This window comes from Microvirga antarctica (assembly GCF_017921815.1).
Classification (GTDB): domain Bacteria; phylum Pseudomonadota; class Alphaproteobacteria; order Rhizobiales; family Beijerinckiaceae; genus Microvirga; species Microvirga antarctica.
The window spans coordinates 1,431,449-1,455,436 of record NZ_JAGEMM010000001.1 but is presented as its reverse complement, the minus strand read 5'-3'; the positions used below and the strand labels follow the sequence as shown (position 1 = coordinate 1,455,436).

General features: G+C 61.0%; 25 protein-coding genes and 1 tRNA gene. 14 read left to right on the top strand and 12 right to left on the bottom strand.

All coding sequences use genetic code 11. The features are described 5' to 3' along the window. The first annotated feature begins 162 nt into the window (after window positions 1-162). Window positions 163-441: a hypothetical protein gene (locus tag J4G32_RS07090; RefSeq protein ID WP_210485390.1), complete on the top strand. Its 279-nt coding sequence runs from the start codon at window positions 163-165 to the stop codon at window positions 439-441. A 37-nt stretch (window positions 442-478) separates the two neighbouring features. Beyond that, window positions 479-802, top strand: a complete 324-nt coding sequence (locus J4G32_RS07085) for a hypothetical protein (RefSeq protein ID WP_210485389.1) — start codon at window positions 479-481, stop codon at window positions 800-802. A gap of 636 nt (window positions 803-1,438) precedes the next feature. Here the strand turns inward: J4G32_RS07085 and J4G32_RS07080 are convergent. The 7 genes from J4G32_RS07080 to J4G32_RS07050 form a co-directional block, all read right to left on the bottom strand. Continuing rightward, window positions 1,439-2,299 carry a putative phage abortive infection protein gene (locus J4G32_RS07080; RefSeq protein ID WP_210485388.1) on the bottom strand — a complete coding sequence of 287 codons (861 nt, stop codon included), beginning with the start codon at window positions 2,297-2,299 and terminating at the stop codon, window positions 1,439-1,441. A gap of 91 nt (window positions 2,300-2,390) precedes the next feature. Next, window positions 2,391-2,984, bottom strand: a complete 594-nt coding sequence (locus tag J4G32_RS07075; protein ID WP_210485387.1) for a recombinase family protein — start codon at window positions 2,982-2,984, stop codon at window positions 2,391-2,393. Window positions 2,985-3,077: 93 nt separating this feature from the next. Then, complete coding sequence (locus tag J4G32_RS07070) at window positions 3,078-3,530, bottom strand: very short patch repair endonuclease (protein WP_210485386.1); 453 nt, start codon at window positions 3,528-3,530, stop codon at window positions 3,078-3,080. Window positions 3,531-3,532: 2 nt separating this feature from the next. Next, entirely contained in the window at window positions 3,533-4,267 is a 735-nt protein-coding gene (locus J4G32_RS07065) for an MAE_28990/MAE_18760 family HEPN-like nuclease (protein WP_246504902.1), read from the bottom strand. Continuing rightward, window positions 4,267-5,340, bottom strand: a complete 1,074-nt coding sequence (locus tag J4G32_RS07060; protein WP_210485384.1) for a DUF262 domain-containing protein — start codon at window positions 5,338-5,340, stop codon at window positions 4,267-4,269. Before J4G32_RS07060 ends, J4G32_RS07065 begins: the two co-directional genes overlap by 1 nt. Window positions 5,341-5,373: 33 nt before the next feature. Beyond that, window positions 5,374-6,399, bottom strand: a complete 1,026-nt coding sequence (locus J4G32_RS07055; protein WP_246504900.1) for a DNA cytosine methyltransferase — start codon at window positions 6,397-6,399, stop codon at window positions 5,374-5,376. 402 nt (window positions 6,400-6,801) lie between these two features. Next, window positions 6,802-6,891 (bottom strand) — tRNA-Ser (locus J4G32_RS07050). 254 nt (window positions 6,892-7,145) lie between these two features. Here J4G32_RS07050 and rplU point away from each other — a divergent pair. From rplU to J4G32_RS06990, 12 genes are all read left to right on the top strand, one after another. Further along, entirely contained in the window at window positions 7,146-7,541 is a 396-nt protein-coding gene (rplU, locus tag J4G32_RS07045) for a 50S ribosomal protein L21 (RefSeq protein ID WP_210485383.1), read from the top strand. A gap of 35 nt (window positions 7,542-7,576) precedes the next feature. Further along, on the top strand, window positions 7,577-7,843 hold the full coding sequence (gene rpmA / locus J4G32_RS07040) for a 50S ribosomal protein L27 (RefSeq protein ID WP_210485382.1): 267 nt from the start codon (window positions 7,577-7,579) through the stop codon (window positions 7,841-7,843). 177 nt (window positions 7,844-8,020) lie between these two features. Next, complete coding sequence (locus J4G32_RS07035; protein WP_210485381.1) at window positions 8,021-8,659, top strand: GNAT family N-acetyltransferase; 639 nt, start codon at window positions 8,021-8,023, stop codon at window positions 8,657-8,659. Between the two features lie 105 nt (window positions 8,660-8,764). Beyond that, window positions 8,765-9,799, top strand: coding sequence for a GTPase ObgE (gene obgE, locus J4G32_RS07030; RefSeq protein WP_210485380.1), 1,035 nt, complete (start codon window positions 8,765-8,767; stop codon window positions 9,797-9,799). Beyond that, the gene (proB, locus tag J4G32_RS07025; RefSeq protein WP_210485379.1) at window positions 9,787-10,956 is read left to right on the top strand and encodes a glutamate 5-kinase; all 1,170 of its coding nucleotides are present in this window, start codon (window positions 9,787-9,789) and stop codon (window positions 10,954-10,956) included. Before obgE ends, proB begins: the two co-directional genes overlap by 13 nt. Then, window positions 10,953-12,242 carry a glutamate-5-semialdehyde dehydrogenase gene (locus J4G32_RS07020; protein WP_246504791.1) on the top strand — a complete coding sequence of 430 codons (1,290 nt, stop codon included), beginning with the start codon at window positions 10,953-10,955 and terminating at the stop codon, window positions 12,240-12,242. Before proB ends, J4G32_RS07020 begins: the two co-directional genes overlap by 4 nt. Then, window positions 12,239-12,895: a nicotinate-nucleotide adenylyltransferase gene (locus J4G32_RS07015; RefSeq protein ID WP_343232598.1), complete on the top strand. Its 657-nt coding sequence runs from the start codon at window positions 12,239-12,241 to the stop codon at window positions 12,893-12,895. Before J4G32_RS07020 ends, J4G32_RS07015 begins: the two co-directional genes overlap by 4 nt. A 150-nt stretch (window positions 12,896-13,045) precedes the next feature. Beyond that, on the top strand, window positions 13,046-13,375 hold the full coding sequence (gene rsfS, locus J4G32_RS07010; protein WP_343232606.1) for a ribosome silencing factor: 330 nt from the start codon (window positions 13,046-13,048) through the stop codon (window positions 13,373-13,375). Between the two features lie 15 nt (window positions 13,376-13,390). Then, window positions 13,391-13,885 carry a 23S rRNA (pseudouridine(1915)-N(3))-methyltransferase RlmH gene (gene rlmH, locus J4G32_RS07005; protein WP_210485378.1) on the top strand — a complete coding sequence of 165 codons (495 nt, stop codon included), beginning with the start codon at window positions 13,391-13,393 and terminating at the stop codon, window positions 13,883-13,885. 3 nt (window positions 13,886-13,888) lie between these two features. Next, entirely contained in the window at window positions 13,889-15,268 is a 1,380-nt protein-coding gene (locus tag J4G32_RS07000; protein ID WP_210485377.1) for a murein hydrolase activator EnvC family protein, read from the top strand. Then, entirely contained in the window at window positions 15,268-16,584 is a 1,317-nt protein-coding gene (locus J4G32_RS06995; RefSeq protein WP_210485376.1) for a S41 family peptidase, read from the top strand. The genes J4G32_RS07000 and J4G32_RS06995 overlap by 1 nt, the downstream gene beginning before the upstream one ends. Window positions 16,585-16,806: 222 nt before the next feature. Further along, window positions 16,807-17,349 (top strand): RNA pyrophosphohydrolase, encoded by a 543-nt coding sequence (locus tag J4G32_RS06990; protein ID WP_210485375.1) that lies wholly within the window; start codon window positions 16,807-16,809, stop codon window positions 17,347-17,349. Window positions 17,350-17,449: 100 nt separating this feature from the next. Here J4G32_RS06990 and J4G32_RS06985 read toward each other — a convergent pair whose 3' ends face one another. The 5 genes from J4G32_RS06985 to J4G32_RS06965 form a co-directional block, all read right to left on the bottom strand. Then, window positions 17,450-17,944, bottom strand: a complete 495-nt coding sequence (locus J4G32_RS06985) for a DUF427 domain-containing protein (RefSeq protein WP_210485374.1) — start codon at window positions 17,942-17,944, stop codon at window positions 17,450-17,452. A gap of 241 nt (window positions 17,945-18,185) precedes the next feature. Next, a complete protein-coding gene (locus J4G32_RS06980) occupies window positions 18,186-18,479 on the bottom strand; it encodes a hypothetical protein (protein ID WP_210485373.1) in 294 nt (97 codons plus the stop codon). Between the two features lie 234 nt (window positions 18,480-18,713). Then, window positions 18,714-20,540, bottom strand: coding sequence for an SLC13 family permease (locus J4G32_RS06975; RefSeq protein ID WP_210485372.1), 1,827 nt, complete (start codon window positions 20,538-20,540; stop codon window positions 18,714-18,716). Window positions 20,541-20,762: 222 nt separating this feature from the next. Further along, window positions 20,763-21,965: a M20/M25/M40 family metallo-hydrolase gene (locus J4G32_RS06970; protein ID WP_210485371.1), complete on the bottom strand. Its 1,203-nt coding sequence runs from the start codon at window positions 21,963-21,965 to the stop codon at window positions 20,763-20,765. 52 nt (window positions 21,966-22,017) lie between these two features. Then, complete coding sequence (locus tag J4G32_RS06965; RefSeq protein ID WP_210485370.1) at window positions 22,018-23,568, bottom strand: AbgT family transporter; 1,551 nt, start codon at window positions 23,566-23,568, stop codon at window positions 22,018-22,020. Between the last annotated feature and the right edge of the window lie 420 nt (window positions 23,569-23,988).

The window sequence follows — 23,988 nt, the reverse complement described above, 5'->3', positions numbered from 1 at the left end:
CCCTGCATTGATGAAACCCAATGAGGTCGATCATGACAGTGCATTCGTTGCCCCGGGACCGGGGACTTCAACGAAGTTTCGAGTCGGCATATTTGCGGCTTGATACATCTGAACTGACGAAAAAGGGGCCTCTGGCCCCCTTCGTCATTTTGGGAGGGCGCGATGGCAACTGACAGAGGCCATTTCAATGGCGATGTTGCGAAGCACGTCGATCAGGAGGGGAAGACCAACACAGCCCTGATCTTGTTCGGCCTCGACGATGCGGGTAAGCCGCACGCTTCTTCCTTCAACGCTTCGGACGCCTCCTTGGCAGAAAAGGCGGCGAGGCTGATGGGCATGAAAGTCCTGCGCCTGAGCACGGACGAGCAGCAGTCGCTCGCACGTAAGCTGCCTCAGGGCCGTATTCGCAAGTGGCAAGGCGTTCGTTCCCTTCGTCAATAGGACGATCTACGGCCAGATTGAGGCAATGGAGGGCGACATGCCTCCACCGAACCCTGCCAACATCGTGGCGGCAACCGATGACAAGGCCGGAAATGAGGCTTCAGTTACCACGGCACCCGACCACGCGAAGCAGCCAGCGCCATTCCCTTCGTCATGGTCTGACATTAGGGTCGGCAGCGTGGTTCTTGCAACCGAGGGCCGCCAGATGGAAGGCTGGTTCGAGGCCGTGGTGACCGCCGCCAAGCCGAACGACCTGTTCTTGGTCAAGTGGCGCGAGTGGCCCGACGACCAACCTTTTGTGCGTAAGCGCGAGCACTTAGCCCTACTGCCCCCTACCGAGGCCGCTAAAGCGGCGAAATAAGGCCCCCGGGCGGCTTTCGGGCCGCCCGGGTCAACCAGCGCAAAGCCGACCAGCGCCCGAATCGCCCCTCGAAACTCAAGCACCGCGCGATTCTGCACCGCATTGGCGAATAGTGATGACCCGACGCTTTGCCGCCTAAGCGACACTATGATCGTGCGAATCGCGGGCGGTGAGGACCATTGATGACTTCACGCCTGACGACGACCTCTGTATGCTTCATCATTAAGGCTGACGTTGAGCTAGAGCGTTAGCCTTGTAGGATTCTAACATGGCTGTGTTCAAATGCAGACGCGCGTAAGAGAAGCTGAGATTATGGGTTTCCTACACGAACGTGTTTTTGACCCTGTGTTGTCCTCGACCAATGCATCGGAGTCGCTCAAACGGGGAATTCGACTGACAATCACGCGGATGGGTCGGCGCGACGCGGCCGGAATGATCCACTACTTCTGGTCCGCAGTGGTCGGCACGGAACGTAGCACTAGCTTCGCAGCTCGAATGCGGGATGAAGGATTCGATCGCTTTGAGGAGGCGATCGAGGAATTTCGGGCGCGCTTTGACAAGCCAACAGTAATTCGCCCGGCGCGTTGAGATAGCTATGCTTCGTGGCCGCTACCTGACTCTGTTGCAGCTACGCTTTCAACGTTTGCAAATAGTAAGTGAGAACTTCATAACGGAGATCGTATAATAGTATGGTCGGTTTCCACGCGAGCGTTCCCATTCAAATTCTACATATGGGAAGTACTTCTTTAGAGAAAGCGCGTTATCATAGCCAAAAAATCTCTCTGGTACATTAGCAATAGGTTTATAATTGATAATCAAGCCTTGCCTGTCCCATTCGCGGCCCAGATGGGACATCACATTCAACGCAAGGACAGCTTGATCATAATTTGATAGCTTGGTTCTCACCACCTTGCTGAGGTTCAATTTTTCCTTCAATTTCAAATTCGATTCATTGATCAAAACGTACATACCAAAAAGATTGCGCAAATAATGCGATAGATGTTCTTGGTATCCTGAAAAGTAGTTTTTGTACTTACTCCCCGCTCGATGTCTCAACTGTGCTGTAGCGTCCTGCAGTAGCTTCAGGCGCTCGTCCCCGTGTCTCGACAGAGAATGGCGTACATGGGTACTCAAGCCGTAAAATACAAACGTATATGCGATGTCAACTCTATCCTCAACGGACCAGAATTGATCGTCTGGGACAATTCTTCGTGATAATTTATAGACCGCTGAAAATTCTCTCAGAAATCGCGAGGAAATTCCTTTTTCAATAGAAGAAATACTATCATGTGTCTTAAGCATTTCAGTAAGTATGGAAATCAAAGCATTTCTATTGTTTGCTTGTCGCGTTAGCCGCCATGTAAAGAACACGACAACAAGGGCTAGAACGGAAATTAGCGTCCCCCACAAGCCTCCGAAATAATCGCCGAGCGAACCGAGCTTGGAGAGATTGTCGGATGCAAGCCCGTCGCATGGCCAGAATGTACACACGCTCATCTGTGTCCTTTTTTCCTAACGTGCCCCATAGCGACGGCCCGAAGAAGCCAACACCGCTAGTTACGGCTTTCGAGAACACTCCCGGCCTGCTTCATAGGGGAAAAGTACCAGTTTTGACAGGAGGGCTGCCGCGGGGGTGACTTTCTTCTCTCAGTATCCGGTAGATTTGCATTCGTGAGCATCCAAGTGCCCGGGCGATAGCGGCAGGCCGCTGACCTGTGCCCCCCATTTCAAGTATGCGTTCACGATCGAGGCGGCGCTTGCCGCCGCGATAAGCGCCTGCGCTCTTGGCCTGTTCAATACCATCTCTTTGGCGCTCTTTTATGAAGCGTCTTTCGAGCTCGGCAACCATGCCGAGTACGGTCAATACGATGTGTCCCATCTCCCCTCGGGTGGAAATGTGCGGGTCGAGCACGGTGACCGTTGCGCCTTTTTGCTCGCATTCGTGAATTAGGTTGAGGACATCGCGGGTGTCTCTACCGAGGCGGTCAAGCCGCGTGACCATCAACTCATCGCCGGGTCGCAGAAAGTCGATGATCGTTGCCAGTTCGTTACGGCCCGCGCGGCTCGCCCCTGAAACTTTCTCGGACCGTATCACCTCACATCCCTCGGCTTTGAGCTTTGCAAGCTGGGTGTCGAGATCTTGGTCAATTGTACTCACGCGGGCGTAACCGATGCGGGCCATGGTGTCACTTCAGGGTTTACGCTTGACCGTACACTGTCACAAATAGGCTGTGTCAACCCAGATGTTACATGATATCTAGCCTGCCTTGTTACGTCACCACGGGGTATACCCTGATGTCACGTACTGTAAGTCGGACCGAGGCACAGCTTTCAAGAAAGAACGCAGTTTCTCTCGGAGCACAGTTATATCCCTCGTTTCGCATTCCCATACGATGAGCACTGACCAACCTTGCCCCTGCAACAGAGTGATATTCCGCAGGTCGCGTTTCACGTTGGCGTTGAACTTGTCTTGCCAGAAATCAGCGCGGGTTAGTGGGGTTGTGGCTTTTCGGCAATTTTCGTGGCGATGCCAGAAGCACCCATGAACAAAGATAACTTTCTTCAGACGAACAAATACCAAATCGGGAGTGCCGGGCAGATCACGCCGGTGAAGCCGATAGCGGTAACCCATAGCGTGAGCCGTTTGACGCACGATTATTTCAGGTTTGGTATTTTTTCCCTTTACACTCGCCATTATTGAAGAGCGTTTCGGATCTACGCTACTCATGATTAAGCAGGTCGGTTCGTCGCTTCGAGGAACTCATGCCGGTCAATAAACCGCTCGACAGCTCTAACGACGCTCCTCAGATACATCGCCGTATTGGCACTGATTTCGCGCAGGCCAACTACGGTTTCGTTCTCGCCACACTCGGCGAATGAGATGTTGCCGTGAGCAAGATCATTTCGCAGCTTTACAACAAGTGCGAGTGGTCCGAGGTCATCCCGGAACTTACGCTTTGCTGCAGCCCTCACAGTAGGAGTCAATCGCAGCCTAAGGCCCACCCGTTCCAGCATATTCTCGATGTTGGTATCGTTCCAGTTGCCGCCACCGCCTTTGTCTAACTTGAAATCCTCAAGGGGCTTTGCTTGAACCAGTAGCTCTGAAAGAACGACAGCATACTTTAAGCGATTGTCGGCATTCATTTCTTTGTTCACGGCGGCAACGACTTTGATCCACTCTCTACGGAAGTGGGGATTGAGGTCGGCAGCTTTCCAAGCTCCGCTCGACGATGCAGACGCGAGAGCATCCAGACATCGTGTCATCGTCGCTTCAACAAGGTTATATAGTTGAATAAAAATCCCCGCTCTCAGAATTTGAGTTTGCTGAGGTGATAATGGATTGTTCCCGTCTCGGAACTTTGGTGCTCCTGTCTGTGCAGCAAGCTCTAACTCGTCCAAAAAGCTAAGGTAGGCTTCTACTTCAGCCAATCGTTCGTCGAAGGCGGTCTCTAGCGGTCCCGGCATCACGCAACGAGCCTTTCACGCACAAAGTTGATGCGTCCGCGCAGTTTAGAGACGACGTTTGCTCCATCGGATGTCGTGACGTTTGAAAATTCGTCCGAGTCCAACCATTCACTCATAGGGATGGCTGGGCCACGCACCAAAAGCGCCGGATTTTCTTTGAAAGCGAGATATGACCCGATTGCTAACGCTTCAAAGCGAACTCTAGGCGTAGTGTTACTGGTCTTAGATTTGCGAAATCCGTTAGGGCTATTCTTGTCAACGAAGTTCACCATATCATCGAATCTTTTCCGGTATTCTTGGATAAGATTCGGATCTTTCTCAAATCGTTCGTTGGCTTCACGAGTGTAGGCAAACAGGAAGACTGCCGGCTTGTCTTTGTAGCCCGCAAGACCATCGCCATAAGCAAAGAAGCGTGTAACAAGTTCCTCTCGCACCCGTTCATCGAGCGCCTTTTTAGGAACAGGCGCTAGTTTCGCAAACCGGGCGTTCTTCGATAGCTCAATCACAAGATTTATGAACGGCCCTCCGAGTGCCCCACGCCGGACTTCCGCCTTATTTGCGGCTTTGCTACCTGTATTAATGCGCTCGAACATATCGAACCGGGCTTGGTCGTCAGCATTCTCATTCAACACAATTCCACGTATCGAGCGATTTTTTACCTTCCGCTGCCGCGATTCAAGCAGGTCAGAAAACCTCGAGTTTGATAAAGCCGGTAGTTCCTCTAGCTCGTCTAGTTGAAGGCCGCCGTGGATCCACTCATGGATCGTTCGCAGGCGCTGAGAACCATCGACCACTTCCAACTTGCCATCAGGCATTTCCCAAAAAAACAGGTAAGGAATAGGGAGACCCATTAAGAGAGATTCAATGAACCGCGACTTGCGATGCGGCTCCCAAGTGAACTCCCTTTGATAGTTAGGAACGACAAAGTGCTCGTCCTTCATCTTGTCGGCTAAGTACTCAATTGTGTACTCGCTCAGGTAAGAATCTATTCGTTTCGACCTGTCAAGTATTTCTTGCTCTCCGGCTTCCTTTTCTAAAGTATCAAAACCTTTAAAGTTTATAATTTTTGCCACGCATTTACTCCAAGGGTGACCTTAGGTTTTTTGCTAAGTTCTGGAAACACTAGCGGCTGTGTTGAGATGCCTCAAAACGCAGTGCCCAATCGCCTCACCAAGCTTCGGGGGAACAGCGTTTCCGATAAGTGTGCCGATCTTTGAAAACGTGACTTGAGTCTTGTCTGGAATGAACGAATAAGACTCGGGGAAAGACTGAATCATGGCCGCCTCGCGCAACGTGATTGCCCGGTTCTGTTCAGGGTGACCAAAACGGCCATTCCCGTAGCCGAAGCATTGTGTAGTTATCGTCGGTGCAGGTTCGTCCCATGCCATGCGTCCGTAGACCGAGGGATAAGTTTCGCCTGACGCTTTGGTGTGGCAGGCGGATCGAAGCCTCAGTGGCCAGTCGCGCCAAGTGCCTCCCGGCTTGGAGGCTTTTATACGCTCTAGGTTCACTGAGCTGAGACGGCAGGCGATGTGAAGAGGATCCCTCGAATGAGCTTCACCTGCTTTCAAGGGGGGTAAGTCTGCGATGGCTTCCCTGACCGTTCGCGGAATCATACCAGCTCTAGGGGCCGGAGTGGCTATAGGGCCAAGGCGTGAGGCCAGCAAAACTAGTCGCTTGCGAGTTTGCGGAACGCCAAAATCGCTGCATAAAACCTCGTCCCACGCGATGTGATAGCCGGCTTTCTCCAACCCCTTAACGAATTCCTGCCAAATTGGCTTCGCGGCGAGCCCGCGCACATTCTCCATGGTGACAATTTCTGGTCGAAGATCGACTGCCAGTCTTAGAAATGCGCGAAGAAGCTCCCACCGGGCATCAGGAGTTTTGCGACTTTGGGCGTAAGTCGAAAATGGCTGACAGGGCGCGCAGCCGGCCAGAACACGGACGTCAGCACCCTCGAACCACTCGTTGAGTTCTGAAATAGTAATATCGGCGACGCTCTTCTCAACAAACTTGCCACCACAGTTTGTCTCGAAGGGGTAGCGGCAGGCTGGGTCAAGATCGACGCCAGCCGCGATCTCAAAGCCTGCGCTTTTAAGTCCGAAGGCGAGACCGCCGGCGCCACAAAACAGGTCTACAACCTTAACGATAGGCGGGGAAATTATCTGCTCGTGGAAAATAGTAGCACGCTCCTTGGTTCGCGCACTCTTATATTGACACGTTACCGGTTGCGAAGTCTTCGCCCTCGAACCTCGTCACGGTTTAAAAATGTGGAGAACACTATGTTTGGGGATTCAGGATGACGAGTTTTAGATTCCTCGAAATTACGCCTGCGCCCTGCTGCTGCCTTGGATCTTGATTGCCACTCGGGAAGTGCTCAAGGGCGAGGCTCAGCCTTCGCCGCGTTGGTTCATTCGTCCATAGACATCTAAGGACGGCGAACACACTCCCTTACGAAATGTGGGGCAAATTAGGGGGCGGACATCCATAGCCACGGAAATATTGTTGTATTTGATGGGCTTAACGAAGAAGAGTGGCGGAGAGGGGGAGATTCGAACTCCCGATACGGTTGCCCGTATGCCGCATTTCGAGTGCGGTGCATTCAACCACTCTGCCACCTCTCCGTAGACGCCCAAGGTTGGCGGGTTGAGGCGGCGTGGATATCATGGGCCTTGGCGGTCTTCAAGCGCCCACGGGCGTGTTTTTTATTGACATCAGCGGGCCCGGTCTCCTAGAGAGACGTCACTGACCGCGCGGGCCGTGTTGCCTGCGCGTTTTTCGTGCGCCATCCTCCGGGGTGTCGCGTCCCGAAGCCGGAAACTGCCAAAAAGCTGGCCCTGCGGCGTGCCGCGGAGAGCCGGTAGAACACGAGGATCAGATGTTCGCAGTGATCAAGACCGGCGGCAAGCAGTATCGCGTTGCCGCCAACGACGTCATCACCATCGCCACGCTCGAAGGCGAGCCGGGCACCGCCGTCACGTTCGACCAGGTTCTGATGGTCACGAATGACAGCGGCACCCAGGTCGGCCTGCCCCTCGTCGAGGGTGCGACCGTGACGGGCGAAGTGGTGGAACACACCCGCGGCGCGAAGGTCATTGCCTTCAAGAAGCGTCGCCGTCAGAATTCGCGCCGCAAGCGCGGGCATCGCCAGGATTACACCGTGGTTCGGATCACCGATATCCTCGGTCTCGGCGAGAAGCCCAAGAAGGCTGCGGCCAAGAAGAAGACCACCCAGGCTGCGGCTGACGACGCCGCGCCGGCCACCGCCGAATAAGCGACGGCACCTGAAAGCAACACGGGAGTAGACCCATGGCACACAAAAAAGCAGGCGGCTCGTCCCGCAACGGCCGCGACTCCGCTGGCCGTCGTCTGGGCGTCAAGAAGTTCGGCGATCAAGCGGTCGTGTCGGGCAACATTATCATTCGTCAGCGCGGCACCAAATGGCACGCGGGCGCGAATGTCGGCATGGGCAAAGATCATACGCTCTTTGCCACGGCCGAAGGCCGAGTCCGATTCCTGACGCGTCAAGGCCGAGCCTTCGTATCGGTCGTACCAGCCCAAGAGGCAGCAGAATAGACGGCGAGAGCAAAACGAAGGAGCTCCCGCCGGCATCACACCGACCCGGCGGATCAAGCTTCTTCACGGCCCCATAAGGCCACGCTTCAGATCCGAGTTCGACAGGGGAGGTGGGATGTCCACCTCCCTTCGTCATTTCCGGGCTTCGAGAAAAGCCCTTCGGATCGGAGCAAGACCATGTTTCCCGACCTCACCCGTGACGACGTGTTCCGTTTGGAAACCCGCCGGCTTTGGCTGCGCTGGGCCCGACTGGCGGACGTACAGGCCATCGTCCGGCTTGCCGGTGAGAAAGCGGTCGCGGACATGACGGCCCATATTCCGCATCCCTATGGTCCCGAGGATGGCGAGCGTTTCGTGTTCCAGTCCCGCAAATCCAACGCGGACGGTCGCGGGCTGCAACTCGCCATCACGCCCAAAGGGCGGCCGAACACCGTGATCGGGGCCGTTGGCATCAGTGGCGGTGGGGAGAGCGGCACTCCCCAGCTGGGATTCTGGCTCGGAACGCCGTCCTGGGGTCATGGCTACGCAACGGAAGCCGCCCGGGCGCTCATCGACGCATTCTTCGCCTATGGCGACGGGAGCGAGCTCACCGCTTCGGTGCGGGTGATCAACCCGGCCTCGCGGCGGGTGCTGGAAAAGTGCGGCTTTGCCTATCAGGGCTCCGGGCTGGTGGAATTGCCGGCGCGGGGCGGTCTTTATCCGGCTGAGCATTTCCGGCTCGACCGGCGGGCTTGGGAAAGCCTCAAGACCTGGGGCCATTGCGGCCTCGTGCCCGATCCGGTCGAGGTCGACCCGGTGCTGCCGCTCGCCTGCTGACGCAGGCTGGCCCTAACGTCTCTTTTCGCGCTCCCGCTTCGGCGGGGGCGCTTTCGCGTCGCCCGCGTTGCCCCCGCTGGCCTTGTCCCGTAAAGGTTGCGGATTATGAAATTTCTCGATCAAGCCAAGATCTACATTCGGTCAGGTGACGGCGGCGCCGGCTGCATCTCGTTCCGCCGCGAAAAGTTCATCGAGTTCGGCGGGCCGGATGGCGGCGACGGCGGTCGCGGCGGCGATGTCTGGGCGGAATGTGTCGACGGCCTGAACACCCTCATCGACTATCGCTACCAGCAGCACTTCAAGGCCAAGAAGGGCGAGCATGGCATGGGCAAGAACCGCCATGGCGCCAAGGGCACCGACGTGGTTCTCAAAGTCCCGGCCGGCACGGAGATTCTCGACGAGGACGGCGAGGCCGTCATCGCCGACATGACCACGGTCGGCCAGCGCCTGCTGCTCGCCAAGGGCGGCAATGGGGGCTTCGGCAACACTTATTTCACGACCTCGACAAACCGTGCGCCCCGCCGCGCAAATCCGGGTCTCGAAGGTCAGGAGCGATGGTTGATCCTGCGCCTGAAGCTGATCGCCGATGCGGGGTTGGTGGGCCTGCCAAATGCCGGCAAGTCGACATTCCTGGCGACCGTGACCTCCGCCAAGCCCAAGATCGCGGATTATCCCTTCACGACGCTCTATCCGGGGCTCGGCGTGGTGCGGGCCTATTCACGCGAATTCGTGCTGGCGGATATTCCCGGGCTCATCGAGGGAGCGTCGGAGGGCATCGGCCTGGGCGACCGCTTCCTCAGCCACGTGGAACGCTGCCGCGTGCTCCTGCATCTGGTCGACGGCACGAGCGAGCATGCGGGCAAGGCCTACAAGACGGTGCGTCATGAGATCGAGGCCTATGGCCACGGCCTGTCGGACAAGCCCGAGATCGTCGCGCTCTCAAAGGCGGACGCGCTCGACGAACAGACCCTCAAGGACCAGATCGCCCGCCTCAAGCGGGCGTCGAAGAAGACGCCCGCGGTCATCTCCGCGGCGTCCGGTCAGGGCGTGCAGGAGGTATTGCAGGCGCTGCTCACCGTCATCGACTCCGCCAAGGCGGAGGAAAAGCAGGTCTCCGCCCACGAGGAATGGCATCCGTGACAGCCGTGACGACCCCTCGCTTGAACACTTTCAAACGCGTCGTGCTGAAAGTGGGATCGGCACTGCTCGTGGACCGGGCGCGCGGGCGCCTGAACCACGCCTGGCTTGCGGCGCTGGCGGAAGATGTCGCCGACCTCCACGCGCGCGGTGCCGACGTGCTTGTGGTCTCGTCGGGGGCCATCGCACTGGGTCGATCGGTCCTCGGGCTGCCATCCGGTGCGCTGAAGCTGGAGGAAAGCCAGGCTGCGGCGGCGGTGGGGCAGATCGCCCTGGCGCGGATCTGGTCCGAAGTGCTCGCCCATCACAGCATCACCGCTGGTCAGATTCTCGTCACGCTGGCCGATACCGAGGAGCGACGTCGCTATCTCAATGCGCGGGCCACGACCCTGAAGCTGCTCGAGATGCGGGCGGTGCCGGTCATCAACGAGAACGACACAGTCGCCACGAGCGAGATCCGCTATGGCGACAACGACCGGCTGGCGGCCCGCGTCGCGACGATGATCGGCGCTGATTTGCTGGTTCTGTTTTCTGATATCGACGGACTCTACTCGGCGCCCCCGGCCACGGACCCGAGCGCGCGGCACATTCCCGTGGTCGAGCGCATCACACCGGCGATCGAGGCGATGGCCGGCGGCCCGGCGTCCGAACTGTCGCGCGGCGGCATGCGCACCAAGGTCGAAGCCGCCAAGATCGCGACGGCTGGCGGCACCCATATGGTGATTGCGGATGGGCGGGTGAAAAACCCCCTGCGCCGGATCGCCGATGGCGGCTTCTGCACGTGGTTCCTCACCCCCTCGAACCCGGCCACTGCCAGGAAGACCTGGATCGCCGGGGCCCTCGAACCCCGTGGAACGCTCTTTGTGGATGATGGTGCTGCACGCGCGCTGCAGAGCGGCGCAAGCCTGCTACCGGTCGGCGTGAGGCGGATCGAGGGAGCCTTCGCGCGGGGCGACGCCGTGACGATCCGTGACGAGCGCCGCATTCTGGGGCGGGGACTGGTTGCGTACGACATTGACGACGCAGCCCGCATCATCGGCCGGCCGAGCCGCGAGATCGAGGCAATCCTCGGCTATCCGGGGCGTGCCGAGATGGTGCATCGGGACGACCTCGCGCTGAGCGCCGATACCGGGCCTGTGGAATTGAAGGACGCCTCATGATGAACGCTGCCGCTCGCATCGAGGCCGACGATGTTGCGACCCTCATGCGGCGCATCGGCGCGAATGCGCGCGCTGCCGCCCGCCAGATCGCTCTCGCCGATCCGGCCGTCAAGAACGCCGCGCTTCATGCGATGGCGCAGTCCATTCGCGCACATGCCGCGGATATCCTGTCGGCCAACAGCGACGATGTAGCGGAGGCACGCGGCCGCCAGCAGATCGAGTCGTTCATCGACCGCCTCACGCTGACGCCCGAGCGCGTGGAATCGATCGCCGCGGCCGTCGAGGCGATTGCCGAACTGCCGGATCCCGTTGGCCGGCTCCTGGCGCGCTTCGAGCGCCCGAACGGACTTCTGATCGAGCGGGTCGCGACGCCCCTCGGTGTGATCGGCGTCATCTTCGAGAGCAGGCCCAATGTGACGGCGGATGCGGGTGCGCTGTGCGTGAAGGCCGGGAATGCCGCCATTCTGCGGGCTGGCTCGGACAGTTTCCGAACGTCCAGCGTCATCGCCGACGCAATGCGCGAGGGTCTGGGGTGGGCAGGACTTCCGCAAGACGCCATTTGCCTTGTGCCGACCCGGGACCGTGCTGCGGTTGGCGCGATGCTGTCCGGTCTGGACAACGCCATCGACGTGATCGTGCCGCGCGGCGGCAAGAGCTTGGTCGCCCGGGTCCAGAGCGAGGCGCGCGTTCCAGTCTTTGCCCATCTTGAGGGTCTGTGCCACGTCTTCGTGCATGGGAGCGCTGATCTCGCCATGGCCCGCAACATCGTGCTCAATGCCAAGATGAGGCGCACAGGCGTGTGCGGCTCCGCCGAAACGCTGCTCATCGACCGCGCCGTTGCGCACACCCATCTCGTTCCGCTTGTGGAGTCTTTGCTCGCGGCAGGTTGCGCCGTGCGCGGCGACAACATGGTCCAGGCGGTGGATTCGCGCGTCACGCCCGCGAGCGACGAGGATTGGCGAACCGAGTATCTTGACGCCATCATTGCCGTGCGGGTGGTGGACGGTCTGGATGAGGCCATCGCGCATATCGAGACCTATGGGTCGCACCACACCGATTGCATCGTCGCGACCGATGAGGCGGCGGCAGAGCGCTTTCTCGCCGAGGTGGATTCGGCGATCGTCCTCCACAATGCCTCGACCCAATTCGCCGACGGGGGGGAATTCGGGTTCGGGGCCGAGATCGGCATCGCGACCGGCCGCATGCATGCCCGGGGGCCGGTCGGTGTCGAGCAATTGACCTCGTTCAAATACCGCATTCATGGCTCGGGTCAGACGCGCCCGTGAACCCACCATCAAGCCGCTTCCGAATCCAGCCGTCCGGCCTTGCACGGTTGCCCCGCGCTGCGCGCGGCATGCGAATTGGCCTCTATGGGGGATCCTTCAATCCGGCGCATGACGGCCATCGGCTCGTGAGCCTGCTGGCGTTGAAGCGCCTCGATCTGGATCGCATCTGGTGGATCGTCACCCCGGGGAATCCCCTGAAGGAGACCGGCGAGCTTGCATCTCTCGAGGAAAGGGTCGCCGAAGCGCGGACGAGGAGCATACACCCTCGGATCGATGTGACGGCGTTCGAGGCCGATATTGGCGCGCGCTATACGGTCGATACGCTGGCCTTTCTGAAGCGCCGCTGTCCGGGCGTCGATTTCGTCTGGATCATGGGCGCCGACAACCTGGCAAGCTTCCATCGGTGGCGGGGCTGGCGGGAGATTGCCGCCATGATGCCGATCGCGGTGATCGACCGGCCCGGCTGGACACTCAAGGCGACCCATTCGCGGGCCGCCGCCGCCCTGACCGGGGCAAGGATCGAGGAAAGCGAAGCCGCCGCGCTCCCGATGCTGCGGCCGCCGGCTTGGACCTTCCTCCATGGTCCGCGCTCGACCGCATCGTCGACCGCCTTACGGCGCCTGCGACGAACTTCGCCGCATGCCGACCGTTGAAAAATCGTGCCATTTGGCATTATGTTGTAGCTATAGCGCGACTCGCGCGCTGGTTGAAAGGGTCTGAACCTGAACCGTCTTTCTCCGCTTGAGGCGAATCTGAATTCGCCTCCCCCTCTCTCCGGAGCGGATGCTCCGCCTGAAGAGGATATCCGGGCAGTGGCCCAGGCTTGCCTCGAGGACATGAAGGCCGAGGACACGGTCGAGATTGACCTTGCGGGCAAAACCTCGATCGCCGACACCATGTTCGTGACCTCAGGCCGTTCCCACCGTCACGTGGGCGCGATCGCCGACCGTGTGATCAAGGAGCTCAAGGACAGGGGCTTCGGGAATGCGCGCGTCGAAGGCATGCCTGCCTGCGACTGGGTCCTGATCGATGCCGGCGACGTGCTCGTTCACATCTTCCGTCCCGAGGTTCGTGGGTTTTACAACCTCGAGAAAATGTGGGGCGCCGACCGCCCGCATGATACTGCCAGCTAACGAAGGCTGACGGGATTGCGGCTGAGCTTGCTGGCCGTGGGCCGCCTGAAGAGTGGCCCCGAACGGGAACTCGTTGAACGGTATCGGCAGCGAATCGAAAATCTCGGCCGCGGCCTGGGCATGGCCGGGATCGATCTCCTCGAGCTTGCGGAGAGCCGCGCGCGCCGGGACGACGACCGGCGGAGCGAGGAAGCGGCCGCCATCCTCGAACGCGCCGGGAGCGCAGGGCTTGTCGTCTTTGACGAACGCGGCAAAAGCCCCTCGAGTGACGTCTTTGCAGGGCGAATCAGGCAGTGGCGCGACGAGGGCGTGCACGGCCTCGCCTTCGTCATCGGAGGGCCCGACGGCCTCGATCCGGAGGTCCTTGGGAGGGCGAAGCTTGTCGTGTCGTTCGGCTCCCTCACCATGCCGCACCAGATTGTCAGGGCGCTCGTGGTCGAACAGGTCTATCGGGCACTGACAATCATCGCCGGGCACCCTTATCATCGCGCCGGACATGATGATTCCTGACGCATGAAACGGACCCGGCGCCTTCCTTCGCAGAGGACCATCTGGCTTGCCGCGGCGGTTGTCCTGGCCGGGGTTGGTTCTGCTTGGGCCCAGCCAAAGCCGCCACCCGCGCAAGCCGCCCCGTCCGCCGCGCCAAAAGGTACGCCTCCCGTCGCCACTGAGACGGCGGAGCAAAAAGCGCAGCGCGAAAAGGACCTGCGGGCGCTGGAAGAGGCCATGGCGGCCAGCGCCAAGGCCAACAAGCAACTCGAGGCTGAAATTGCCGACATCCGCACGGATCGCGCCAAGCTCAACGCGGCGCTGATCGAAACCGCGACGCGCCTGCGGGACACCGAGGATCGAACCCGGGCGTTGGAGCAGCGCCTGCAGACGCTCGTGGCGAGCGAATCCGCCATTCGCCGGTCGCTCGACAGCCGCAGGGGCGTGATCGTCGAGGTCTTCGCGGCGCTCCAGCGCATGGGACGCCGTCCGCCGCCGGCAGTCCTGGTGCGGCCCGAGGATATGCTCGAGGCCGTCAGGGCCTCGATTCTGCTGGGCGCGGTGCTGCCGGAATTGCGGCTGGAGGCCGAGGTCCTTGCGTCCGATCTCGCAGAACTGGTTCGCCTGAAAAACGCCATCGCTGCCGATCGCGTGTCGCTCGGCAGCGAGTTGTCTGCTCTCACCTCCGAGCAGGATCGGCTCGCCGCCCTGATCGAGGCGCGCCAGGGCCGAATCGCCGAAGTGGAGAGAAATCTCGGTTCGGAGCGGGAAAAGACTGCTGAACTCGCTCGTCAGACGGGAACTCTCAAAGAGTTGATCGATCGGATGGAAAAGGAAACGGCTGGCGCGCAGCGCGCTGCCGAGGAGGCGCGAAAGGCTGCCGAAACGCAGGAAAAGCAAGCACGGGAGCAGTTTGCGCAGGCGGCCTTCCGCGATCCGGCCCGTTTGGCGCCGAAAGTGCCATTTCCAGAGGCACGCGGCCTCCTTCCGAGGCCTGTCAGCGGCGACACGGTGCGTGACTTTGGGGCATCGGACGGCTACGGCGGAACGACGCGCGGCATTTCGATCAATACCCGCCCCAAAGCCGCCATTGTCTCCCCGGCAGATGGCTGGGTCGCGTTTGCAGGGCCGTTCCGGTCCTATGGACGACTCTTGATCATCAATGCAGGCGGGGGCTACTATCTTTTGTTAGCAGGTATGGACCAAATCAATGTTGACGTCGGGCAGTTCGTGCTCGCCGGAGAGCCCGTGGCCACAATGGGAGACACATCTCTCGTTGCGCTTGCGGGGAGTGCCATAGAAAAAAACGCCCCGGTTCTCTATGTAGAGTTCAGGAAAGACGGCGGTTCGATCGATCCGGGTCCATGGTGGGCGAAATCGCAAAGCGAAAAGGTTCGCGGGTAATGCGCAAACTGTCCCTTTTAGTTCTCGGCGCCCTTGTGGGAGCCGGTGGTGCGACGATGGTGTCGCAGACCACATTGTTGTCCTCGACGAGCGCCGTTGCGGCCTCGGCGGACACGTATCGACAGCTCAGCCTGTTTGGCGACGTGTTCGAGAAGATCCGCACTGACTACGTGGAGAAGCCCGAGGAGTCGAAACTGGTCGAATCGGCCATCAACGGCATGCTGACCTCGCTCGACCCGCATTCGAGCTACATGGACGCCAAGAGCTTCCGTGACATGCAGGTCCAGACGCGCGGTGAATTCGGCGGTCTCGGGATCGAGGTGACGATGGAAGACGGCCTCGTGAAGGTTGTCACCCCCATCGACGACACCCCCGCCTCGCGGGCCGGTGTGCTTGCCAACGATGTCATCACGCAGATCAACGGCGAGGCGGTTCAGGGGCTCAACCTGAACCAAGCCGTCGACAAGATGCGCGGTCCGATCAATTCGTCGGTGATCCTCAAGATCCAGCGCAAAGAATCCAAGGATCCGCTGGAGCTCAAGCTCACCCGCGAGATGATCAAGGTGCGGCCGGTCCGCGCCCGCGCTGAAGGCGATATCGGCGTGCTGCGAATCACTCAGTTCAACGAGCAGACCTACGAGGGCCTTCGCAGCGGCATCGAAAAGGTGACGGCGGAGATCGGTCCGGACAAGCTGTCGGGCTTCGTCATCGACCTGCGCAACAATCCGGGTGGCTTGCTCGATCAGGCCATCATGGTGTCGGACGCCTTCCTTGACCGCGGCGAGATCGTCTCGACCCGGAGCCGGAACGCCGAGGATACCCAGCGCTTTAACGCGAAGGCCGGCGATCTGACCAAGGGCAAGCCGCTCGTTGTTCTGGTCAATGGCGGCTCGGCCTCGGCCTCCGAGATCGTGGCTGGCGCCTTGCAGGATCACAAGCGCGCGACCGTTCTCGGGACGCGTTCGTTCGGCAAGGGCTCCGTGCAGACCATTATCCCGCTTGGCGGCAACGGAGCGGTTCGTCTGACGACGGCGCGCTACTACACCCCGTCAGGACGCTCGATCCAGGCCAAGGGAATCGATCCCGATACCGAGGTCGTTCAGGACGTTCCGGACGAGTTGAAGGGCAAGGACGAGACCAAGGGCGAAGCCGGTCTGCGGGGCCACCTGCAGAATGGCGGCGAGAAGGAAGAGCGCGGCGGTTCGTCGGCTTACGTCCCGCCGGATGCGAGCAAGGACAAGCAGCTTCTGGCCGCGTACGACTTCCTCCACGGCGTTCGCAAGGGTGCCACCAACACAACGACGACCCCGAACTGAGGCGTCGTCACTGGGCCTCTTCGGAGGACGGGTACAAACATGGCCTGGCGGTCCTTCGACCGCCGGGCCTTTTTGTTTCGTGACGCCACCGCACGTAACGGAAAGGCTTGTGAAACCGGCCGCGAGGCGTCACTCTGCGTGTCTCGAACGCCGGTATGAGTGCGCTGATCCAGCCCGGGTCGATAGCCTTTCTGCCGCCGCCGACAGGGAGGACGTGGTCGTATGAGAGGCGCCAAGGGATCACAGCTCAGGACTGATCTTCCATATCGGTCCTGTGTCGGGGTCATGCTTCTCAACAAGGCCGGAAGGGTCTTCATCGGCCGTCGTCGCTCCGAACCGAATATTCACGACACGACGGGCAGCTACGCCTGGCAGATGCCACAAGGCGGGATCGATCCGGGAGAGGCGCCCTATCAGGCTGCCCTGCGGGAGCTGTACGAGGAAACCAGCGTTCGCTCGGTGACCCCCCTTATGGAGGCTCCCGAATGGTACTCCTACGATCTCCCGTCGGTTGTTTCAGGCCGCGCCTGGCGGGGGCGCTATCGCGGGCAGACCCAGCGCTGGTTCGCGTTCCGGTTCGAAGGCAGTGAAGCCGAGATCAACGTGCAGCAGCCTGGCGGGGGACGGCACAAGCCGGAATTCGACGAATGGCGCTGGGAGTCCATGGAGAAGCTTCCGGAATTGATCATCCCCTTCAAGCGTCCCGTCTATGAAAACGTCGTGGCGGCCTTCAGCGACCTCGCCGGCGTCCCGGTCGAAGACTGATCGGGCGGGCTTTGTGGCGCATGTCCGTCACAGGTTTCGAACTGTCGTTAGATGCGCCGTCTGACGGGTTGTCGCGCCGCCTGCCTATGGCGTGTGGGGCCTACCAGAACCGGCTCCCGGGGCCGCCTTTGAAGGGCCCTGCCACCTGGGACGTGATCCAGCCGCCGTAGAAGCCGCCCTCCTGCGGCGAGACACGCTCACCGTCGACGAAACAGCCTTCGAACGGCCATGCGTAGAAGGCGATGTGATCGCGCAGACGCGCGAAGTCCCTGCTGGGATCGGGATAGCTCCATGCCACATCCTGCATCCGCTCGCCGGCGATCACCACATCGAAATACACGGCCTCACCCTTCCACTCGCAGAATGAGCGGCGCGCAGAAGGCTGGAGCGCGGAGAGCAAGATGTCGCCGGGCGGGCAGTAATAGCTCGGTGGATGGCTGGTCTCGAGCGTCCTGATGCTGCGCCGCGTGTCGACCAGGGCGACGCCCCGATGGATGATGGTGATGTGGCGATCGCAATCTTCCGCCACCGCCGGCCGCGGATAATCCCACACGCTTTCCTGACCAGGACGGATAGGGTCGGGCAGGGGGGTCATGAGGCGGTCCTTCAATGCAATCCGCAACCGGCCATCGACCGGTTGCTCTCAGGTGTCATTGACGGCCCTTGGCGGGGCGGGACCTGTGGATGTGAGAGGAAGCCACATGCCACGAGCGTCCGAACAGTTCAGATCTAGGGCGCTCGTGGCACGCTTCAAAAGAATTCGGCCCCGGTCGGATGCTCCGAGCGGGGCCTTTGTACAATCGTCAGTCAAGTCGTCGTGCGAATGGGCGTGCGGCTTATGATTTCAGCATGGCAACGCAGGGGCCGGCGGCCTCTGCAGACGCCCGGGCACTTCCCCGACTGATTGTTCCAGCCATGGCGAGTGACCGGGTCTGCTGGGTCAGAAGTTGCTTCAGATCGCTCGCCGACGCGGCGCCCGGTGCCGACGCGTCGTAGATCGCGCGGGCATCCTTCGGCAGCTTGGCCGCGCAGGCGGCGGCGCCCGCCTTGTCGGCAAGAGCCGATCCAGACGTGAGGGCGACGACGCCCAGAATGGAAACGAGTGTCAACGGAAGCAGGCGATAAGACATCGACGTATATCCTGGTGGGTGCGGGCGGAAAGAGAGGGTCACAATACACAGGCGGGTGTTGAATCCCATCTAAATTCGGACGGGATTCCGGGGTTGGCGGACAGTTCCGCGGCGCCGCGCTCCGGCCTTCAACATTGCTGCAGAAACAGACCGGGTGCGCGCAAAAACCTGTGTGTCATCACGCCGTGTCGTCGCCGCTGTGCTGTCGGCGACGAACTGATGGCCGGACCGGTTTCAGAAGCGCCAGATCAGCGGCACGATGAACACGGCGACGACGAAGAACCAGATCAGCAACGGCAAGCCCAGTTTCCAGTAATCGCCGAACGCGTAGCCGCCAGGGCCCATCACCATGAGGTTCGTCGGGGTCGCGATCGGGGTCAGGAATGCGCCTGCTGCCGCGACTGCCGTGCTCATGAGGACCGGACGGGGAGAGATGCCCATGCTGGCCGCGGCCGCCACACCGATGGGGATCACGATCAGGGCGGTTGCCGTGTTGCTGATCAGTTGCCCCATGACGGCAGTCAGAATGAACAGACCGGCCAGCAGGGCAAGCGGTCCCGCATCGCCGACCATGTAGACGAGACGATTGGCCAGCATCTGCGCGGCGCCTGTTTCCACCATCGCCGTGGAGAGGGGCATCATCGCACCGACAAGGATGACCGTCGTCCAGCTGATGGCGCGGTAGGATTGCTCGACGGTCATGATCCCCGACAGGATGATGGCGCCAGCGGCCAGCAGACCTGCCACCGCGGGAGGCACGATGCCGGTCGCGAGCAGCAGGACCATGCCGGCCAGGATGGCAATCGCCTGGCGGGCGCCCGGCCCCATCGGAACAGCCTGGCGGCGCACGAGTTCGGGCGAGCTGACGACCAGCACGTCCGGGTCGCTCAGCTGAACGTCGAGGGCCTTCCAGGTCCCTTGGAGCAGCATGGTGTCGCCGGGTTGCAGGACGACACCTCCTCCGGCTCCCGCAGCGGTCGCGGAGACTTCGACGCCGGCGCGCTGCACGGCCAGGATGATCAGATTACCGCTGTCGGTGACCATTCCGGGAAAGACGCTGTGGCCGATCAGACCTGAGCGCGGCGGAATGACGACTTCGGCAAGGCCGGAGCGGCGATTGAACAGGGTCTCTTCGCCCGACGCCGTTTCATCCTGGAAGGCCAGATGCTTGTCGGCGCCGAATGCGGCTGCAGCTTCGGGATCGCCGCGCACCAACAGGTGGTCGCCCTCTGCAATCAAAGCGCGGCGCAAGGGACTCGCGGATTCACCCTCCTGCAGGGCCACGAGTTGCAGGCCACGATAGGCCGAGAGGTCGACGGCGGCCGCAGCCGCGCCGACATAGGGCGAGGTCTCTCGAACACGCATCTGGTAGAGACCTGCCGCAAGGCCGTATTGCTCTACGAGGGTCTTTGCGTGACGGCTGAAATCTGCCGGCATCGTCTCGCCGTTGCGCTGAGGCAGGAGGCGTTGTCCGAACAGGACGATGATCGCCATGCTGCCTGCCAGCAGGGGCACGCCCACGAGGGCGAATTCGAAGAATCCGAAGCCGCCTACGCCGGCATCGCTGCTCGCCTCCGATACGAGCACGTTCACCGGCGTACCGGTAAGCGCGAGCATCGAGCCGGCATGCGCCGCGAAGACGAGCGGCATCAGCAGCTGCGATGAGTTCCGTTTCAGGCGAACCGCGATCACGACCACGACCGGCAGGAGCGCTGCGACAGCGCCGTTGACGCTGATCAGCGCGGTGAGCAGCGCCACCAGGCTCATCGTGAGCAGCAGCAGCCGCGTGCGGCTTTCCTCGCCGGCGCCGCGAATGAGAAGTTGGCCGGCCCAGGCGGTGACGCCGGTGACCTCAAGGCCTGAGCTGACGATGAACAGCGAGGCGATGAAGATCACCGCCGGATCGCCGAGGCCACCGAGAGCCTGCGGCAGCGTCAGCACGCCAGTCGCCCAGAGCGACAGCGCGGTGAGCATGGCCACGAGAACGACCGGAATCTTGTTCCAGACGAACAGGACGACGGCGACGGCGATGATGGCGGCTGTGTAAGCTATGGGGCTCAATGCTCAACTCCTCATTCGGCCTGCTCAGACCATCGATATTTCAAGCCGTCGACGATCCACGTTGGCGCCGGGCGCGGGCCCGGCTGGCGTTCAGGTGTTGCGCGCCCGATGGGGACATCCGGTCAAACGCACGTGGACTCCGAAGAAGGGATCCTTCGGAGTCCGTCGCGATGTCAGTTGGCTTGACACGAGACAACAGCCCTTTCCCGGCGCTCCTCGATCCTAGTCCTCGAGGATCGCCATCAGCACGCCAAGGCGACAGCCCTTCTCGTATTCGGAGAGGTTCACATATTCCTTGAGGGTATGAATCTCAGCCTGGCCGGCACCGATCGTGATCGTCGGGATGCCGTGCTTGTCGAGCCAGTTCGCATCCAGCCCGCCGTTCGAGAACAGATAGGTCGGCTCAATGCCCAGGATGGTCAGGGCCTTCGTCGCGCGCTTCACGACGGGCGTATCCTCGTCAAGCTTGAACGGCGGATACGACGTGACGTGGCTGAATTTCACCTCCGCCACATCGCCTTCGTGGTCTGTCACCGCGGCTTGGGCCTTTGCGAACGCTTCCTTGTAGCCGTTGGCAATCTCGGTTGCGAAGGCGGCCTCGGGGCTGCGGGCCTCGCCCTTGATGAAGGCATAATCGGTGACGACGTTGGTCGCGTCGCCGGCCGGCTTGCCGTCTTTTCCACCGAAGATGCCGACATTGCTCGTGCCGCGGCCGTCAGGCTTGACCACTTTGCCAAACCAGCCGGCCCGATGCGCCTCAGTCAAACCCATCGCGCCCACCAGGGTCGCCGAAATGCCCTTGTCGGGCGCGACGCCCGCATGAGAGGCGCGGCCGATGATCTCGACTTCCCAGTTCTCCTGCCCGACGGCTCCGACGATCAACTCGGAGGCGAGTTGGCCGTCGACATTGATGCACATGGCGGGTCCGTTGAGGACGGCAGGCTTCAACTCCCGTGCGCCATGCAGACCGCTTTCCTCGCGCACCGTGAACAGCAGCGTGATCGGCGGGTGGGAGAGCTTGTTCTTGATCAGCGTCTCGGCAACCGTCACCAGGAGTGCAACGCCGGTCCGCGCATCCCCGCCGAGCGCCGTGGTGCCGTCGGAGACGATGCGATCCCCCTCGCGACGCGGCTTGGCGCCGGCGCAAAGTGGAACCGTGTCGAGGTGCGTGGAGAACAGAAGGCGCGGCCCCGGGCGCGTGCCTGGCAGATCGACGATCAGATTGCCCGTCTGCGTGGGCAGGGGAATCCGCTTATTGGCGTCGTCGAACGTGATGGCCGAAGCGGGAACGCCGATGGCTTTCAACGCGTCGCTGACAGCCGCTGCAATGTTGGCCTCCTGGCCGGTGACGCCTTCGACCGACAGGAAGTTCATCAGATGGGCTTCTGCTGCGGCGACGTCCAAGGGGATCGAGGGGCTGCTCATGATCTTCGTTCCGTTCTGAGAAAATGGCTACAGTGAGGTGTCGCTGTTGATCTCAAAGTCCCCACGGGAGGCCGAGCATCTTCCAGACGGCGAACAGGGCCGTCCAAAGTACAAACATCCACATCACGTAGGGCAGCATGAGGGACACGATCGTGCCGACGCCGGCGGAACGGTCGTATTTTTGCGCGAAGCCGACGACGAGGGCGAAATAGGCGTTCAGCGGCGTGATTGCATTCATCGGGGAATCGCCGACGCGGTAGGCTGCAAGCACGGCCTCGGGCTCGACGCCGAGCTTCATCAGCAGCGGGACGAACACGGGCGCGAAAATCGCCCATTTGGCGATCGCACCGGTCAGCAACAGGTCGATGATGGCGACAACCACGATGAAGCCGATCAGCAGCGGCAGCGAACCGATATTGGCGGATTGCAGGATGCCCGACAGGCTGAGCGCCATCACGGTGCCGATGTTCGTGTACGTGAAATAGGCCACGAACTGGCTGAGGACGAAGAACAGGAAGATCGTTCCGCCCAGGTTCTTGATCGATTTCTCGATCGCCGTGATCACCTCCGTGACGGTCCGCAAGGTGCCGGCGCCGATGCCGTAGGCCCAGCCTGTGACCAGGAACATCAGCATGATCAGCGCGATGAGACCGTTCATGAACGGCGAGTTGCCGATCAACTCCCCGGTTGTGGGGTTTCGCAAGGGAGCGCCCGACGGCACGGTCAGCAACAGGAAGACCGCCGCAAGGCCCAGCAGGCCGAAGAGGGCAAACCGCAGCCCCCGTGATTCCTGGTCCGACAGGACCGCGCCCTGCTTGGGCAAGGCGCCGGCGGTGGCTTCATCCGGGTTGTAGGGACCGAGGCGGGGTTCAATCAGGCGATCGGTGATGAACGCGATGACGAAGGTGAGGAAAATCACCGAGGCGATCGAGAACCAGACGTTCGAGGCCAGCCCGATCGACCGGTTCGGATCGACGAGGTGGGCTGCGTCATTGGTGAATTCGACCAGCACCGCGTCCAACGGCTTGATCAGCATGTTGACCGTAAAGGCGCCCGCGACAGCAGCAAATCCCAGCGCGAGACCGGCCAGAGGGTGACGTCCGACCGCCATGTAGGCGACGCCCGCCAGCGGGATGAGAACCAGATAGCCCGCATCCGCCGCGATGCTGGCGATGATGCCGACAAACGACAGAATATAGGTCAGCGCCCAGCGGGGCGAGACGATCACCAGCTTCCGGATCAGTGCGGTCACCAGTCCCGATTCCTCGGCGACGCCGGCGCCGATCATGGCGGCGATCATCAGGCCCACGGCGGTGAAGCTCATGAAGTTCGGAATGAGCGAGGAATACAGGAACCGGATGCCGTCCTTGTTGAGGAGGCTGCGAATCTCGGTCGTGGCCATCTCGACCTGATGGGTGTCCGCATTGATCCGCTCGAAGGAGACCGCGGCGCCGAAGAGGCTGAGCACCGCAGACAGGACGATGACGATCCCGATCAGAATGAGGAAGATGATCACCGGGTGGGGAACCATGTTCCCGACCTTCTCGACACCATCAAGGATCTTCTGCATCGTCGTCTTCGACGCGGCGGTGGTGCTGGACATGTCGTGCGATCCTCAAGCCAAAGAATGGCGCCCGCCGGGCGCAGTGATACGCGCACCTTAGTTCTCCGGCCGCGCAGAGCGCGTTAGCTCAGAATCCCAAAAATTGGGCCGGCTGTGCCGTACGTTCCAGATCTGACAGGGCGTGCCATGGCGGCAATGCTGCAGCGCACGCGCGCCGGATGAGACAGCGGAGGGAATGGCAGCAAGCCGGTCCGCGAGGCTGGCGCGCCACCCCGTCATCTGCGCTCATTCTTCGGCCGACCGCGGAAAATGACGACGCTCTCGGCGGCGTGTGAGCGCTGCGCGCCGGGCCGGTCTCGGCCCATTCGGTCAATTGACCAATCGGAAGAAAATGAATGACATCAATGTGGTGCCCCTGGCCGGGCGAAAAGTGTCGATAACGATCAAAGGGTTATGGAA